The organism is uncultured Capnocytophaga sp., assembly GCF_938029845.1.
GTDB lineage: Bacteria > Bacteroidota > Bacteroidia > Flavobacteriales > Flavobacteriaceae > Capnocytophaga.
Genome location: NZ_CALHGG010000018.1, coordinates 1 through 15,443, shown reverse-complemented (window position 1 = coordinate 15,443; position 15,443 = coordinate 1). Strand labels below are relative to the sequence as shown.

The following is a 15,443-nucleotide window of genomic DNA, read 5'->3' as shown; positions in this document are numbered from 1 at the left end:
ATTCGCCCTTAGTGATAAAACCCTCGTTGGTGAGAATCATATACTCGCTTGCAAGTATTCAACGACACTGGCTTGTACCTAATTATAGAAAATATTAAAATACGTATTATCATAGAAAAATAAAAGAATGAAGAAGATATTAAGAACAACTATATTTGCCGTATTGCTTGTGGGTATAGGCTATGCAGGATATCACTTTTTCTTTAAGGAGAAACCTGCCATAATAGTCCTACAAAAAGAAAAGGTAGAAAAAGGGGATGTAACCACAGAGGTAACAGCCACAGGAAGTGTGCAACCTGTTGATGAAATAGAGGTAGGTACACAAGTATCTGGTTTGGTCAGCAAAATATATGTGGATTACAATTCCCAAGTGAAAAAGGGGGAGCTTATTGCCGAGTTGGACAAAACCAATCTGCAGGAGAATGTCATCAACGCTCAGGCTAATTACAACGCAGCACTGAACGAAGTTTCCTATTACCAACAAAACTATGATAGGAAGAAAAATATGTATGATAACCAAATCATTAGCAAAGCGGATTACGAACAAGCGTATTACCAACTGCATAACGCCAAGGCAGCAGTAACTCAGCGCCTTACGTTGCTCAATCAGGCAAAGACCAATCTGGGTTATGCCAATATCTATGCGCCTATCGATGGGGTGGTCTTGAGTAGGGAGGTAGAGGTAGGACAGACTGTAGCTGCTTCCATCAGTGCACCAACCCTTTTTAAGATAGCTAAGGATATTAAGAAAATGCAAGTGGAGGCCAATGTAGATGAGGCAGATATAGGACAAGTGAAAGTAGGTCAGCGAGTTACCTTTACCGTGGATGCGTATCCTTTGGAAGAGTTCCAAGGAGAGGTCTCCCAAGTAAGGCTTTCACCGACTACCACTTCCAATGTGGTTACCTATACCGTAATAGTAGATGCTCAGAATCCAGAAGAGAAACTAAAACCAGGTCTTACCGCAACGATTGTTATCTATACCAATGAACTCAAGGGCGTTACCATAGTTAATAATAAAGCAATTAATTTCTCCCCAGACCTTGCGCTCTTGGCTGAATATTACGTGCAGAAGGGAATCAATGCTTCCATGCCACAGGTGGAGCGTAGCAAAGGAAAGAACAAACATGTATGGGTAGAAAATCCCGATGGTAGTCTCTCTCAAAAAGCTATTGTGATAGGTAGCAATGACGGTATCCATGTAGAGGTCGTCAGTGGCATTAGCCAAGGAGAAGAGGTAGTCACTTCACTCAATAGCTTCAATCCTTCGGCTAAGGCAACGGATAATCAACAAGATGGTAGTAGTCCATTTATGCCTAAGCCACCTCATAGAAGACAGAACTCTAAAGCAAAATAGGGGAATCATGGCAAAAACAATCATTGAGATAAATGACCTAAGAAGGGAGTTTAAGATGGGAGGGGAGATCCTACAGGTACTCAAGGGAATACACTTGAATATTTATGAGGGAGAGTTTGTTACCATCATGGGGCCTAGTGGTTCGGGCAAGTCGACCTTGCTCAACATATTAGGCTGCTTGGATAGGCCTACTTCCGGAGATTATATATTGGACGGTATATCCGTTAGGAATATGTCTAAGAATGAATTAGCCCATGTGCGTAATACCAAGATAGGCTTTATCTTTCAGGCTTATAACCTCTTGGCGCGCACCTCTGCTATAGAGAATGTAGAGCTACCGCTGATGTACAACCCTAAGATATCCGCCAAAGAACGCCGTGAGCGCGCCATAGAAGCGCTCAAGAAAGTAGGTTTGGAATCCCGCCTGCACCATATGCCTAGTGAACTCTCAGGAGGGCAACAGCAACGTGTGGCCATCGCACGTTCCTTGGTGAATGACCCTGTGATTCTCTTGGCCGATGAGGCTACGGGAAACCTTGATACCCGCACTTCCTATGAGGTCATGGAGTTATTCCAAGAACTTAATGATAAGGGTAGCACCATAGGCTTTGTAACCCATGAGGATGACATTGCCCAATTCAGCAAACGTACCGTAGTACTTAAGGATGGTAATATCATCAAGGATAACCTTATAGAAAATAGGTTTGATGCGAAAGAAGAGCTGAGGAAAATAAAATCAGGGTTCAGTGATCAGTAGTTAGAGAATGACTATAGCCATGAAACAATTAATAACTTTTATATATGAAAAGATTTCTAATTTTAGTTCTTATGAGTATAGGGGTGTTTCTCTCTTGTCAGAAGCAAGAGAAGCCTGAAGACACGCCCGTAGTCCCTGAATCACCACAATATCCGATGGGACTGATAACCAATAGCAAGGCAAATGCTTCCTACCCTGAACATCTTTTTGAGAGGGGAAACCAATTGCCTTTCTCTCTCACGCTAAATTTCCCACAGGATGTAAGCGCGATCCCTTATTATAACCAGTTGAACATGGGCAGCGCTCCTGCCTTTGCCTGTTCGGTAGTGCTTTCTTATGCTATCAATTTTAATAAAAGAGGCATGTCTTTCTCTGATGCTGATTTTTTCTTTTCTCCCAGCTATCTCTTTAACCAGACGCGATTGGATCCTAAGGACTGCCTCAAGGGAGGGGCTACCATAGGGCACACACTTGCATTAGTAGAAAGTAAAGGAGTACCTCCTATTTCCCTCTTTCCATATAATACAGAAAGTGGTTGTAACACCCAGCCCTCTAAGGCGCATTATACAATAGCAGCACGCAGCAAGATACGTTCTTTTGCTACCATTAAGCTAGATTATTATAGTTTTAGAGCTGCTATTAAGGAAGATATGCCTATCATTATAGGGGCTAATATACCCGCTACCTTTATGAGCCTTTTCAAGCAGGCAGGGGAGTATATCTATACCGTGCGTGATTATAGGGAGGATCACAAGATATTGGGTAGGCATGCCATGGTTGTGGTGGGCTATGACGCTACTAAAGGAGAAAACGGAGTGATAAAAGTGTTGAACAGTTGGGGTAGAGGTGGTTACAAGGGCACAGGCTATGTAGAGATAGATGCAGCTCTTATAGGAAGCATGATAGATGAGGCCTTTGTCATCGATGGGCTTTATGACAAATATGCTCCCTTTGACGAAGAACCCAAGCCCGATCCTAATCCTATACCTGATCCTGATCCAAAACCTACGCCTGATCCTGCACCAGACCCTAAGCCAGCGCCAGATCCAGCACCCAAGCCTGACCCAGCACCTGATCCTAACCCTGACCCGAAACCAGATCCTGCGCCAACACCCGACCCATCGCCTCAGCCGGATCCTACGCCGGATCCATCACCAACACCCGATCCTACGCCCGACCCATCGCCTCAGCCAGATCCCAAACCTAATCCCAATCCAACACCTGATCCCAATCCAACACCTGATCCTGAGCCACAGCAGACTTATTCTGTAAGTCCTGAAGAGGTACCTTATCTCCCTGCTGGGACTTGTCGTGTAAATCAAGAAACGGTTATAGATAAAATTACAGGTGCAGCAACAACTGTACAAGTGGATAACGGGGGGAATCTGCGTATAACCCTCAGAGTACGCAAAACAGATGGTAGTACATTCTTACGAGGCGGAAGATTCTTTGTTAAATATGATAATTTCTGCAATAGGCCTATAGATGAAGAAGGAAAGCCTTATCAGTCAGGGATATATGAAATTACAGAGACAATTACCCTAAGTAGCGCAGATATAGACGCTCAAGGAAAGGTTATATACCTACTTACTAGAGCACAAGGCGGCACTAATGAAAGGAACTATTGTGCTATTAGAATTACACCTAACTAGTTAATAAAAGATCGAGAAATAAAGCAAATCCCCTTTGATTATTCTTTTCAAAGGGGATTGATTTTTATCGTTTCAAATCGCTCATTTTTACATAACCACCAAGTGTTAGCCCATAGCCATCAGTAACTATGTATACACGAACTAATTGATTATACCTATAGACACAGTTCTGTTTGTTATAATTATCTCCACACTTAGTATAACAATAAGCCTCTTCTGCAATTACTTTATAAAGAGTATAGCAATTTTCGGGACGGGAATATTCTTTGTAGGATCTCTCTACTTGTTCTTTTTCCTCCTGTAAGAGAGTATATTCTCTGTATAAGCTATCGCTATACCTTATAAAGTACTCTCTTTCTTTCTTAACTCCTTTTAGTTGTTCAGATATCTCAGAATTGGTGTTCTTAAGTTTTTCTTGCTCTGAGGTTAGGTATATATTTTGCTGGGATAAACTATCTATCGTTTCTCTTTTTTCCCATAGGTCATCCGTTAAACCATGGATCATACTATCACGGCTTTTCAGATTGTCGTTAAAGATAAACAGTCCAATACCACAAGCTATCAATAGTAGGCAGAGAAAGAATATGGCACGATATTGTTTCTTTTGTCTTAGGAGTTTGGCATATTCACCATCAAGCTCTTTCTTTTCTCTGTAGAGTTGTGTGTATTTTTTCTGGATTTGCTCTAAAGCAGAAGCCTTTTTGGTGCCATTGGTAATAACTACTTCATCATATTGTTCTATGGCCGTCTCTATATAATCATTTCCTTGTTTTATAGAAAGGATATTGCTTCCATAGCCAACTCTGAAGGAAGGAAGTATAGGGGCAAAATCGTCTTTTAACTTATCTATTTCGGATTGGAAGAACTTTTTGATATAAGCGATTTCTATTTCTTTCTCTCCGAACTCATTGACAACGAAAGACATGCTTCCATTATCCTCAAAGTGTAGTAGTTCCCCCCTAAGAGCAGTTTCCTGATAAGCTAACTCGAATATGTCGAAAAGCTCTTGTGTTTTTTTGCAATAGCAATTGTTGAACACCAAGCAGAATCCTATATAGCTGTTGTTCTTTCCTAAAGGAATAAACCTATGGTAGATGTAATACACCAGTAATCCCTCTCTTGAGATGGTTAGTTGCGCATTACCTTTTCCCTTGGGAGAGAAGTTTTGAAAAAGAGTGCTTTTGCCCCCCGCTGGATATTGCTTGTATCCGCTGGGGGTGCCAAATATATAGAAGTCTACATTCATTATTCCTTAAAGAATTTGATCCATTTGTTTTTCATATCAACTGAAATTTCTTTGAATTTTTTGAAGACAGATTGGCCTAAGAGTAGGGGGGCATCCATATTATCAACCACGAGTGCCTCCACATTGTATAGGGTGATTTGGTCTCCTATTTTTACTTCACGGAGATTGACACGCAGGCCTACGGAGATATTTCCATCGGCGGTTTGGAAGAGAGCAGGACCATCTTCGAGCAAGTCGTCACTGGTAAGACTTCCTTTTTGGAATAGATACTGAGCTTCCGCAAGGGTAATACAAGTGGTAGAAGCCCCTGTATCAAAGATCATTTCAAAGCCTACATTATTGACCTTTATAGGTAGGGTGATCAGGTCGTTCCCCTTTTGGTTATAAGGGACATTGATACTTCCGTCGTTTGTACTATTGTAAGCGGTTGGGTCGGTATTATAGAGTGTATCTGCATACGCTCCATTGTAGAAAGACGACAAGTCCTCTACCCCTTCTCCTAAGGAGAGCGCAGGGGGATCTTCCTCTTCTTGGTAGGAGGTACTCCCACTTCCGCAAGCCATAGTCCAGCAGAGCGGAAGAAGCAGCAAGCGCTTATAGAAGCTATTTGTAGATAGTGTTGGCAAGAGTTTCATATTTTTTAGCTTGTTGTATGTAGAAATCTTTTTGTTCTCTTGAAAGTGGTGCTACAATGTTGCTGTTAAGATTGTATATTTTATTAAATATTTCTTTAGCCTCTGAGAGTTTTTTCTTTTTATCCTCCTCATTGGCAGTCTTTTCTACCTCTTCAAGCAGTAGAGTACAGGTGTGAAGATCCTTTATAAGGTTAAATTGTGCTCTTCGGTTAGGGTTTACTTGTGTTTCGGTTACCTCAGGCATAAAGTTCTCTAAGAAAATAGAGCTGTCTTCTATATTGAGCCACTCATCTATCTTAGGGTCATATTTGGGCTGTTTTTTTTTCTCAACCATCACCTCTGTTACCACAGCTGTTTTAGCCGTCTCTACCTTAGGCGCTATATAAGGAACTAATATCCCATTGACTTTTCCTTTAAGCCGCGCTACCTTAGCTATCGTCTTAGGCACATCGGGATAACTAAGGATCAGTATTTGCTTTTCATTATCTATCGTAAAGTCATTAATACCTATCTTTTGTAGAGACTCTTTTAAGAGTCCTTCGTCCCAACGGAGAGTTAAGGTATCAGTGATAAAGTCTTTTTTATCTTGTGCATTATGGATTGTAACACAAAATAAACTTACTAAAATTATTTTTAAGTTTTTCATTTTTAGTTATTTTTTTCCTTCTTTTTTTTCGTCGTTTACACCATCATTTAGTTGAACACCATTACCTTGATTTCCATTACCTTGATTTCCACTACCTTTGGTTCCACTACCTTTGGTTTCACTACCTTTGGTTCCACTGCCTTGGGTTCCTTGGAGTTTGCTGATCTCCTCCTTAGCTTTTTTATTATCTGGATCAATGGAAAGTAAATCATTAGCAATTTCTAGCTTTTTTCTAGGTGACCATTTTGTATTTTCTAATTCAAGCTCAAGATTTTTAATGGTTTCTTTTTTATAATATTTTTCATAATCATCAAAACTTAAATTAGAGAATAAAAGTTTATATTTTGTTATTTTATCTTCTACCATTTTATACTTTTCTTTCCATTTTTTTCCTTTAGTATCATATAAATTTTTCAATTCATTTTCCAATATTTTTTCAGCACGTTCTTTAGCGGGAGTAATATATAGTTTCTCTATATTGGGACAATTCTTATTCTTTAATTTTTCTGCTTCATTAATATATGCTTTGATTGTATCTAAATTATCTATATTCTTTATATTTCCATAATTATTAAGTTCAGTTAGATCACAATCTCCGATTAATTCACTTCCATTTTCTTCAGAAAGCAGCTGCGGTAGGTTAGGACTTGGAGTTTCTTTTGGGGTGATTTGTGCTAGGGTGTCTCCTTTTTTTCCTTCTTCCTTAGAGGTGTCTTCAGAAGGAAATAGGAATATCAGTAGCAGGATAAGAGCCACGACAGCGCCTATGGCTAAAATAGCTTTTTTAGGAAGGCGTTCCCAAAAGATATCCCAAGCGGTGGTTTGCTTTGCTTCAAAATGGGCAACAAGTTCAATAGTCCTATTGTACATAGGAAAAGAGAAATCCTTGTTTTCGGAAAGGATCTTTCCTTTCTCTGTCCAAGAGATAAAGCGGTAACCAGGGTTGGGGATAGCGACTACTTTTACAAGACTATCTACAGAATAATACCCTCCACCTGTGGCAGCGCCTCCATCATCTCCACAATGCGTTATTACGAGATAGGTTTTTTTATTATTAGGTTTAGGTGGTTCAGGTTTAGGTGGTTCAGGTTTGGGTGGTTCAGGTCTAGGTTGTTTAGACGGTTCAGATTTAGGCTTATCTATAATGTTCTTAACAACAGTGTAATTAGTTTCACAGCTTTCAAGAATAGGGATGATTTCGTTGTTAATCTTTTCTAACTGAGAGCGTCCTGGTTCGGGCTGTATATTTATATAATCATTGATAGTCTTCTGTGTCTCCTTAAGGGAATCTCTCCAGTTAGTTATCTGTAAAAGAATATCTTTAGGTAATTTCTCTTTCTTTTTATCTTCAGAAAGGAGATTGATACGGACTAATAAATTGGTTATTTCAGAGAGTTCCTTATCTCGTATTATTCGGGTATTTGTTTTTAATGTATTGATATATTCACGGCTAAGGATTACTTGAGAGTTGTATATCGGAGAGAAAGAGATCCAAGCGCGTTTGCGTAGTTCTGTAAGCAAAGAGACATTGGCTTCTTTGTTCATAGGAAGCATTATGAGCTCTTTGGAGTTGGTACTAAACGAGCTGTTGATAGGGAGTATATCTTGGCTATAGTTTTTCTGGAGGTTATTGTAGATAATATTCTCTATTCGAGTAACCTCCGCAGGGGCATCAGAAAAATGAGCAATAAGATATTTGGCCTGGTGTCCACTATTTTCTATTTTTTGTAATAGGATTCCTGTTTCCAATATGTTTTGGTACACAGCATCGAAGAGCTTGTAGAGATTCTCTACATCCCTACAATACTCATTGTGAAAGACGACAGCCATGCCGAAAAAAGCACCTGTACGTCCGCTACTTGAAATCATATTATAACGCAAATAGGAATAGGAAACTTCACCGTTCGCCTTGCGGTGAACGGTGAGTTTTACTTCCTCATTACTTCCGTCATCATAGAGCTGGAAGTAATTGGTGTCCTCTCTGTTGCTCCCATAGATATCAAAGGTATAAGGAGCGCCAAATATTTTAAATACGAAGTTCATTTTCTTGAGGTTTCAACAGTTAAAATATATTGCCTGAGATACCTTTGGAAATGGCTTTCCATAGGCGTTCTGGATAGAAGTCTTTTCCTTGGGTATATACCTGTCTTTTATCAGTAGTAGGATTAAAAGTACCAGCCGAGAAGACAACAAATTCGAAATTGTAGCTGTTAAAGAGACTTGTAATAGGGTTTTTGTTCTTATATCTACTAAAGATGCCAGGATATTGGTTTTTTATTTCCTGAAAGAATCTTTTTTCATTAGGAATACCATTATTGATAGCGGCAGAGAACAGATCCGCCTTATGACAGGCGAAGATGATATGGTCTCGTGTACTAATAATGGACTGTAGGTCTTCTATTTTCTTGGCATAGTTAGCCCTATCTTTTTGGTCTTTCCAGTTTCTCTCTACAATAAATATCCAAATTTTACGATTGGGTAATTGGGTAATATTATTGATATAGGTAGGGAAAGGGGTGTTAGGGTCTTCGGCGTTAAAGAAATGTTCTCCAGGGGCTTCTAAGATTTGGCAACGGGGATTTCCGTAAGAATCCATGACCTTTACCAGCATAAAGTTCAGTACACGGGTACGATCGGGAGCATAGCTATCGTTGACAAGGCTATGAAACTGGTCACACATCTGCTTGTAATGTTCATCTCTGCTAGGGCGGAAAGCACGATCGGGTTCTAAGGTATAGCCTTTGCTTCTGAGATAGCGTGTGAGCCTTACTAGGGTCATTGTTTTTCCTGAAGAACCAGCTCCAAAGAGCACTACTACAGGAGAGGGATCAGAGACTGTTACCACAATGTTGTTGGGGTCTCGCAGTTCTTCGTTTGAATAGCCTTTGCCGTCTACATTTGCATTAGTGGAGGTGCCTGCTGCACCTGCAGAAGGATTTACTGGAGGGGCTACAGGATCTATATCAATTTTTTTCTCTGCGCTACCGGCTGATAGATCTATGTTTTTATCTTCATCCATAATTCTGTGTTTAATAAGTTAGGGTTAATAATCAGTTCTTTTTTTGAAAGCAATATCAAAGAAAATAAAGCCTCCTAGATCGACAAGGGCTGCAATAATAATCCAGAAGATAAATCCTCGGCCTGCATATTTCCCAGCAAAGAAATCCTTCCAAACATCAATTACACTCTCCAATCTTTTTGTTTTAGAGATGATATCTTGTCCTTTCTTTCCATTGGTTTGATAGTCATCACCTAATATGGATTTTTCATTACTATAGACATCTACGAAAGAATCACTATAATTTCGGATAGTGGACAAGCTGTTGGTAAGAATATTTTTGGTTATTTCAAAGTTATCAACAACTACTCCTTTGCTGTTTTTCTGAGGGGTAAAGAAAGCTTTAGAATCTTTCTGAAGGAGTTGTAAGGCTTGACTTATATATACAATATTGCTTTTGATTTCATTTTGTATATTTTTGGTAGAGAGTCTGTTTTCTAATTCTCTGTCTTTTCTGTCAAGCTCAATTTTTAGAAGATCATCTTTTTGTTTTTTCAGAGATTCTAAACAATTTAAACGTCCTTCACGAGAGGATACATATTTAGGTTTTTGGAAACTTTTTCCTAAGATAGCTTGTAAGTCAAGTAGTGCTTTTTCCGCTTTAGGACCATAGCCGCTATTATTGGGGTCTAAGATCTCACGTTCTAAACTTTGGAAAGCATCCTCTACCTTAGAGATAAGCTCATTTTTCTCAGTTTCTACCATTTTTTTGGCTCGTCCTCCATCGGCTAATTCTTCTAATTTGTCTTTAACAAAAACCAATTCTGTTTGTAGTACCTCTTTAACTACCGATTTATAGAAAAAAGTATGAGTATTGGTAGGTAAGCTGAAAAGAATCCAGAAAAGGCCAAGCAACACGACTCCTCCTATGAGTCGCCAACCTTTGTTAGGGACATAGTCGTTAGGATTGAAACTATCTACAATGAGCTTTGAACCCATTGAAGCAAGTACGAATACTCCAACTGTAAGTATCCAAAAGATAGGTATAGGCCAGTCAGGGAGTAATAAGTGTAAACTCTCTACAGTTGCCCAACAGCTAATTAGCATAAAAGCTATAAAAGCAAAGAAGGAAAAAATCCGAAGAAATTTGTTTTGATTCATAAGAACTATTTTTAAAAAAATGTTTTCTGTGATAGTTATAAAAAAAGATGATTTTTATTAAGCTAAATAATAATTATTCTATAATATCTTTAAAAAATTATTTTGCTATATTTTTCTAATTATGAAAAAACACCTAATAAATCGGGCAAAACTACGATTTTTTCTTAAACTGAAAAAATTTTTAATGTTAAAATTAGATAGTCTTTTTTATTGTATTCTAAATTTGCTAGCTTAATGTAACCTAAGTTCGGCATAAGCAAATTAAAGTTCATTCTGTCTTTATATCCAAAAGGCCAGCGAGAGCTTATAGCAAGGTACGTGAAATACGGGTTTTTGCATAGAGATTTGTGTTAACTAATTGTAAATCTGTTATTTGTAGGGAATATAGGAAATCTATTAAATATGTGGGAGACTTTTTTATATCTAACTTACGTATATAAAAACTAAAGGAGGCACTCTGTGAAAGAATGTCTCCTTTAAGATGCTTTTCTGGTATATACTACTGAGGATAATTTAAATTTTCCTCTTTGAGGTGGTATAGCACCTCTTCCAAGTATTTTTTGGCTTCATATTTAGCCATAGGGAGGTTGTTGTTGTAGTAATTACCACATTCTACCGCTGATGCTCCTGGGATATCACCTTCGAAATTAGCCATATATTCAAAAAGGCGGGTAATCAGTGGCGCTATATCCTTGGAGGTATAGTCGCCTGCGAGGATTAGGTAATTTCCTGTCATACAGCCCATAGGCCCCCAATAGATGATTTTGTCTTTCCAATCACTATTGCGTAGCCAAGTAGCCGCTAAGTGTTCCATAGTGTGTATCTCAGCCCCTCCCAATACAGGCTCACGATAGGGAGCTTTCATACGAATATCAAAGGAGGTAATCACTTCATTACCTACTACATCTCGGCGAGAGAGGTAAATCCCTCGTTGTAACTTGAGGTGATCTACACAAAAACTTGCAATTCTTTCCATTTTTTATAATTAATTGTTTGTTATGAGTCGTTAGTTGTTATATTTTTAGTGAACTATATCGTTGATAATTAGTAACTAATAATTAGTTTTCCTGCAATGACAGCCAAAAATCCCACGAAAAGACTTAAGAAAATATATAGTAATAGTTGAAAATACTGTCCTTGTTGCCAAAGGTGTACGTTTTCTGCTGAAAAAGTAGAAAAAGTGGTGAACCCTCCGCAAAACCCTGTGATAAAAAGATATTTGGCTAAGGAATCTTGCCTAATAAGCCCGCTAGCCACTCCAATAAGGAAGCAACCAATGATATTGACAAAAAGGGTTGCCCAAAAGGGCTTGAGGGTAAGTCCTCTCGCAATACTATCACTCAGCAAATAACGCAATACACTTCCTAAGCCTCCGCCTAAGAATATGATAAGAATCTTTGAGAGAGTCATGGCTTACTATCCTAAAATCATTCCTGCAATAGTAGCCGACATGAGTGAGGCAAGTGTACCGCCTAATACCGCCTTAAGACCAAATTCAGAGAGTGTCTTACGCTGATTGGGAGCGAGTGAACCTATTCCCCCTATTTGTATCCCGATAGAAGCAAAGTTGGCAAATCCACATAGTAGGTAAGTGGACATAATTACGGATTTTTGGTACATGAGGTGTATAGGAGCATCAGGGTTTTTAAGTGTAGCCAATTGGGTATAGCCTACAAATTCCGAAGCAGCGAGCTTGATTCCTAGGAGTTGCCCAACGAGCATCATATCCTCTTTGGCTACTCCTATAAGCCACATGATAGGGGAGAAGATAGAACCCAAAATCATCTCCAAGGAGAAGCGCTCATAGGGTAATACACCGCTATCTTTGATAATTGGATTCAGGTAAGTGATATCACCTACCCAACCGAGGAAATAATTCACCATAGCAATAAGAGCTACAAATACTAAGAGCATAGCCCCCACATTGGCAGCTAGCTTAAGTCCCTCACTGGTACCTGTACTGATTACATCAAGAACGTTGCTTCCGAATTTTTCATTGGAGGTTTCATATAATGTAGGAATAGTCTCCTCTTGTGGGTAGAGCATCTTGGAGATAACTACCGCTCCTGGGGCAGCCATTACGGAAGCTGCCAAGAGGTGCTTGGCAAACTCCAACTTTGCGACAGGGTCATTTCCTCCTAAGAAGTTAATATACGATGCCAATACCCCTCCTGCAACTGTCGCCATACCGCCTACCATGACAAGAAGAATTTCGCTCTTAGTCATTTTTTCCAGATAGGACTTGATCATTAGTGGGGCTTCTGTTTGTCCTAAGAAGATATTTCCCGTAACGGAGAGACTTTCTGCTCCAGATATCTTTAAGGATTTGCTCAATCCCCAAGCTAGTGCGCGGGTAAATACTTGAATAATACCATAATAGAAAAGAATAGAAGTAAGAGCAGAAAAGAAGATAATGGTAGGAAGTATCTGAAAGACAAAGATATATCCAATGCTATTTATATCCATTAGGTTGCCGAAGAGGAAGTCACTTCCTGCTTTGGTAAAGTCCAAGATAAGTAGGAAGAATCCTCCTGCAATTTCAAAGAGTTTTCTGACCCATTCCACTCTCAGTACACCAAAGGCTAAAAGGAGTTGTATACCCAATCCTATACCTACGGTTTTCCAAGCAATGGCTTTGCGATTGTGGCTAAAGAGGAAAGCAATCATAAGGAGGACACACATGCCCATTACACCTCTGAGGACGCTCTCCACGCTCATACCCGTACTTGGGATAATGCCGGTCTGGGATTGTGCCATGCCTATGGCAGGGAGCAATAGGACTATAAGAGTATATATAAGTTTCATATAGAGTGTTATATTTTTTTTCTTCGGGCGAGTTCTTCTTGGATTTCTGCGGCTAACTCGTAGTTCTCTTCTGCTATGGCCGAATCCATGAGCTTCTCTAATTCAGTGGTGAGGTAGCGTTTTAGGTTCTTGTTGCCACTTGTACGAAGGTTAGGCGTCTCTTCCATGGGAGGGGTGTCCTCCTTTGGCATCTCTTCTGTACCATACTTTTCAACCAATTCAGTAGCCATGAAAAGGGGTGCTTTGGCAACAATAGCCATTGCCATGGCATCACCTATAGATATAGTTTGCATACCTGCCTCTTCACCTTTGTAGATTATATGGGCATAGAAAGTTCCTTCCTTGAACTCAGTGATTTGTATCTGGGTGATTTGTATTTTGTTGGCTTTCAGTATATTGAATAATACGCTATATATAGGAGGTTGGCTTATGAATAACCTTCCATAATTGCTGTATTGTATAGCCATGGCTTCCCTCTCACCTATCACAATAGGTACTTGTCGCATGCCATCACTTTCTTTCAGAAGGAGGACATAGCTTCTGGCAGACATCTCACCTAATGATTTTATGTACATTTGTGTCCATTCCATGGGTACGTGTAATTGAGTGCAAAAATAGGTAATTTTCTTCATTTGTACAACCTTTAAGGATATGAATTTTTACTTGTTTTTTTCGTAGAAAAGTTATAACTTTGCGCGAAATAAAACTAAGTTTTTTATGGATTATAGCATTTTCATTTTTGTATTGGCAGGTTTGTTCATACTCTTCTCTTTGTTCTTTACAGTGAAGCAGCAAACAGCCGTTTCTATTGAGCGCTTTGGAAAGTTTCAAAGTATTCGTCATTCAGGATTGCAATTGAAAATTCCTGTGATAGACAAGATTGCAGCGCGTATCAGCCTGAAGATCCAACAGCTGGATGTGATTGTGGAAACCAAGACATTGGACGATGTATTTGTCAAGATCAAGGTTTCAGTACAGTTTGTGGTTATTAAGGATAAAGTGTATGATGCCATCTATAAGCTCGAATACCCACATGACCAGATTACTAGTTATGTGTTCGATGTAGTACGAGCGGAAGTACCTAAGATGAAGTTGGATGATGTCTTTGTTAAGAAAGATGATATTGCTATTGCGGTAAAGCGCGAAGTACAGGAATCCATGGAGACTTATGGTTATGATATTATCAAGACCTTAGTTACCGATATAGACCCTGATGCACAGGTAAAAGCAGCCATGAACCGTATTAATGCTGCTGAAAGGGAAAAAGTAGCTGCTCAGTATGAGGGAGATGCTCAGCGCATTCTTATTGTAGAGAAGGCCAAGGCAGAGGCCGAGAGCAAGCGCTTACAAGGACAAGGTATTGCCGATCAGCGTCGTGAGATTGCGCGCGGATTAGTGGAAAGTGTGGATGTGCTTAACAAAGTAGGTATCTCCTCTCAAGAGGCCTCTGCGCTGATTGTGGTAACACAACACTATGATACCCTACAGGCGGTAGGACAAGATACTAAGAGCAACCTCATTCTCTTGCCTAACTCCCCACAAGCTGGTGCTGAGATGCTGAACAATATGATAGCTTCTTTCGCAGCTTCCAATCAAATAGGGGAGATCATACGAAAGGAAAATAATAAGAAAAGAGAATAATGATTTTTTGTTAGAGGAAGGTAAAAACAAAACCCGATAGTTTGATTACTCAGAGACCTATCGGGAATAAAACTGGTGCAAAGTTATAAACAAATTCTCTAACGGCAAAGAGTAATATACACTCATTCAAAACTAATAGCAGAATTAGATTTTGGTTTATGGAGATATTTATTTGCTCAACCTCAGTTTGTAGCAGGAGGGCAAAATTTGTTGCGGATATTTCCTTCCAAACCAAGAAGTTCAGCCTCAATGCAATATAATCATACATACATTTTTAATGAATTAGCTAAGATTAATGACCTTAGAAATAGAATAGCACATCATGAGCCTATTTGCTTTCTAAGTAATAATTCAATTATTGATACTAATTACACAAGGCAAAGATATAATCTAATTCTACAGTTGTTTACTTGGATGAATATTAATTCAGGAGAATTACTTTATGGATTAGATCATATTCAAAATGTTTGTAATGAAATAGATGAATTAAAAAATTAACAAATAACAATTGACAAGTCCTATTGGTTTGTTTGATTCAGGGGTAG

14 protein-coding genes are annotated in these 15,443 nt (G+C 39.1%); 4 read left to right on the top strand and 10 right to left on the bottom strand.

The window, feature by feature from the left end; genetic code table 11:
• Window positions 1-127 precede the first annotated feature (127 nt).
• Genes Q0625_RS01145 through Q0625_RS01135 form a run of 3 tightly spaced genes read left to right on the top strand, consistent with a single transcriptional unit; the run spans window position 128 to window position 3,766 of the window.
• Window positions 128-1,357: an efflux RND transporter periplasmic adaptor subunit gene (locus Q0625_RS01145; RefSeq protein WP_298823072.1), complete on the top strand. Its 1,230-nt coding sequence runs from the start codon at window positions 128-130 to the stop codon at window positions 1,355-1,357.
• 7 nt (window positions 1,358-1,364) lie between these two features.
• Window positions 1,365-2,114, top strand: a complete 750-nt coding sequence (locus Q0625_RS01140; protein ID WP_298823071.1) for an ABC transporter ATP-binding protein — start codon at window positions 1,365-1,367, stop codon at window positions 2,112-2,114.
• Window positions 2,115-2,158: 44 nt separating this feature from the next.
• Entirely contained in the window at window positions 2,159-3,766 is a 1,608-nt protein-coding gene (locus Q0625_RS01135) for a C1 family peptidase (RefSeq protein WP_298823070.1), read from the top strand.
• 64 nt (window positions 3,767-3,830) lie between these two features.
• On the opposite strand, the gene Q0625_RS01130 is transcribed toward Q0625_RS01135, so the two are convergent.
• The 10 genes from Q0625_RS01130 to Q0625_RS01085 form a co-directional block, all read right to left on the bottom strand.
• On the bottom strand, window positions 3,831-5,012 hold the full coding sequence (locus Q0625_RS01130) for a hypothetical protein (protein ID WP_298823069.1): 1,182 nt from the start codon (window positions 5,010-5,012) through the stop codon (window positions 3,831-3,833).
• Window positions 5,012-5,647 carry a retropepsin-like aspartic protease gene (locus Q0625_RS01125; RefSeq protein ID WP_298823068.1) on the bottom strand — a complete coding sequence of 212 codons (636 nt, stop codon included), beginning with the start codon at window positions 5,645-5,647 and terminating at the stop codon, window positions 5,012-5,014. The genes Q0625_RS01130 and Q0625_RS01125 overlap by 1 nt, the downstream gene beginning before the upstream one ends.
• On the bottom strand, window positions 5,616-6,293 hold the full coding sequence (locus tag Q0625_RS01120) for a hypothetical protein (RefSeq protein ID WP_298823067.1): 678 nt from the start codon (window positions 6,291-6,293) through the stop codon (window positions 5,616-5,618). The genes Q0625_RS01125 and Q0625_RS01120 overlap by 32 nt, the downstream gene beginning before the upstream one ends.
• 6 nt (window positions 6,294-6,299) lie before the next feature.
• Window positions 6,300-8,336 (bottom strand): hypothetical protein, encoded by a 2,037-nt coding sequence (locus tag Q0625_RS01115; protein ID WP_298823066.1) that lies wholly within the window; start codon window positions 8,334-8,336, stop codon window positions 6,300-6,302.
• Between the two features lie 19 nt (window positions 8,337-8,355).
• The gene (locus Q0625_RS01110) at window positions 8,356-9,312 is read right to left on the bottom strand and encodes a hypothetical protein (protein ID WP_298823065.1); all 957 of its coding nucleotides are present in this window, start codon (window positions 9,310-9,312) and stop codon (window positions 8,356-8,358) included.
• 24 nt (window positions 9,313-9,336) lie between these two features.
• On the bottom strand, window positions 9,337-10,452 hold the full coding sequence (locus Q0625_RS01105; RefSeq protein ID WP_298823064.1) for a hypothetical protein: 1,116 nt from the start codon (window positions 10,450-10,452) through the stop codon (window positions 9,337-9,339).
• Between the two features lie 499 nt (window positions 10,453-10,951).
• Complete coding sequence (locus Q0625_RS01100) at window positions 10,952-11,428, bottom strand: S-ribosylhomocysteine lyase (protein WP_298823063.1); 477 nt, start codon at window positions 11,426-11,428, stop codon at window positions 10,952-10,954.
• Window positions 11,429-11,496: 68 nt separating this feature from the next.
• On the bottom strand, window positions 11,497-11,862 hold the full coding sequence (crcB, locus tag Q0625_RS01095; RefSeq protein WP_298823062.1) for a fluoride efflux transporter CrcB: 366 nt from the start codon (window positions 11,860-11,862) through the stop codon (window positions 11,497-11,499).
• 6 nt (window positions 11,863-11,868) lie between these two features.
• Window positions 11,869-13,209 (bottom strand): nucleoside transporter C-terminal domain-containing protein, encoded by a 1,341-nt coding sequence (locus Q0625_RS01090; protein WP_298823094.1) that lies wholly within the window; start codon window positions 13,207-13,209, stop codon window positions 11,869-11,871.
• Between the two features lie 56 nt (window positions 13,210-13,265).
• Window positions 13,266-13,889 (bottom strand): bifunctional nuclease domain-containing protein, encoded by a 624-nt coding sequence (locus Q0625_RS01085; protein ID WP_298823061.1) that lies wholly within the window; start codon window positions 13,887-13,889, stop codon window positions 13,266-13,268.
• 85 nt (window positions 13,890-13,974) lie between these two features.
• Here Q0625_RS01085 and Q0625_RS01080 point away from each other — a divergent pair, with 85 nt between their 5' ends.
• Window positions 13,975-14,898, top strand: coding sequence for an SPFH domain-containing protein (locus tag Q0625_RS01080; RefSeq protein WP_298823060.1), 924 nt, complete (start codon window positions 13,975-13,977; stop codon window positions 14,896-14,898).
• The last annotated feature ends 545 nt before the right edge of the window (window positions 14,899-15,443 follow it).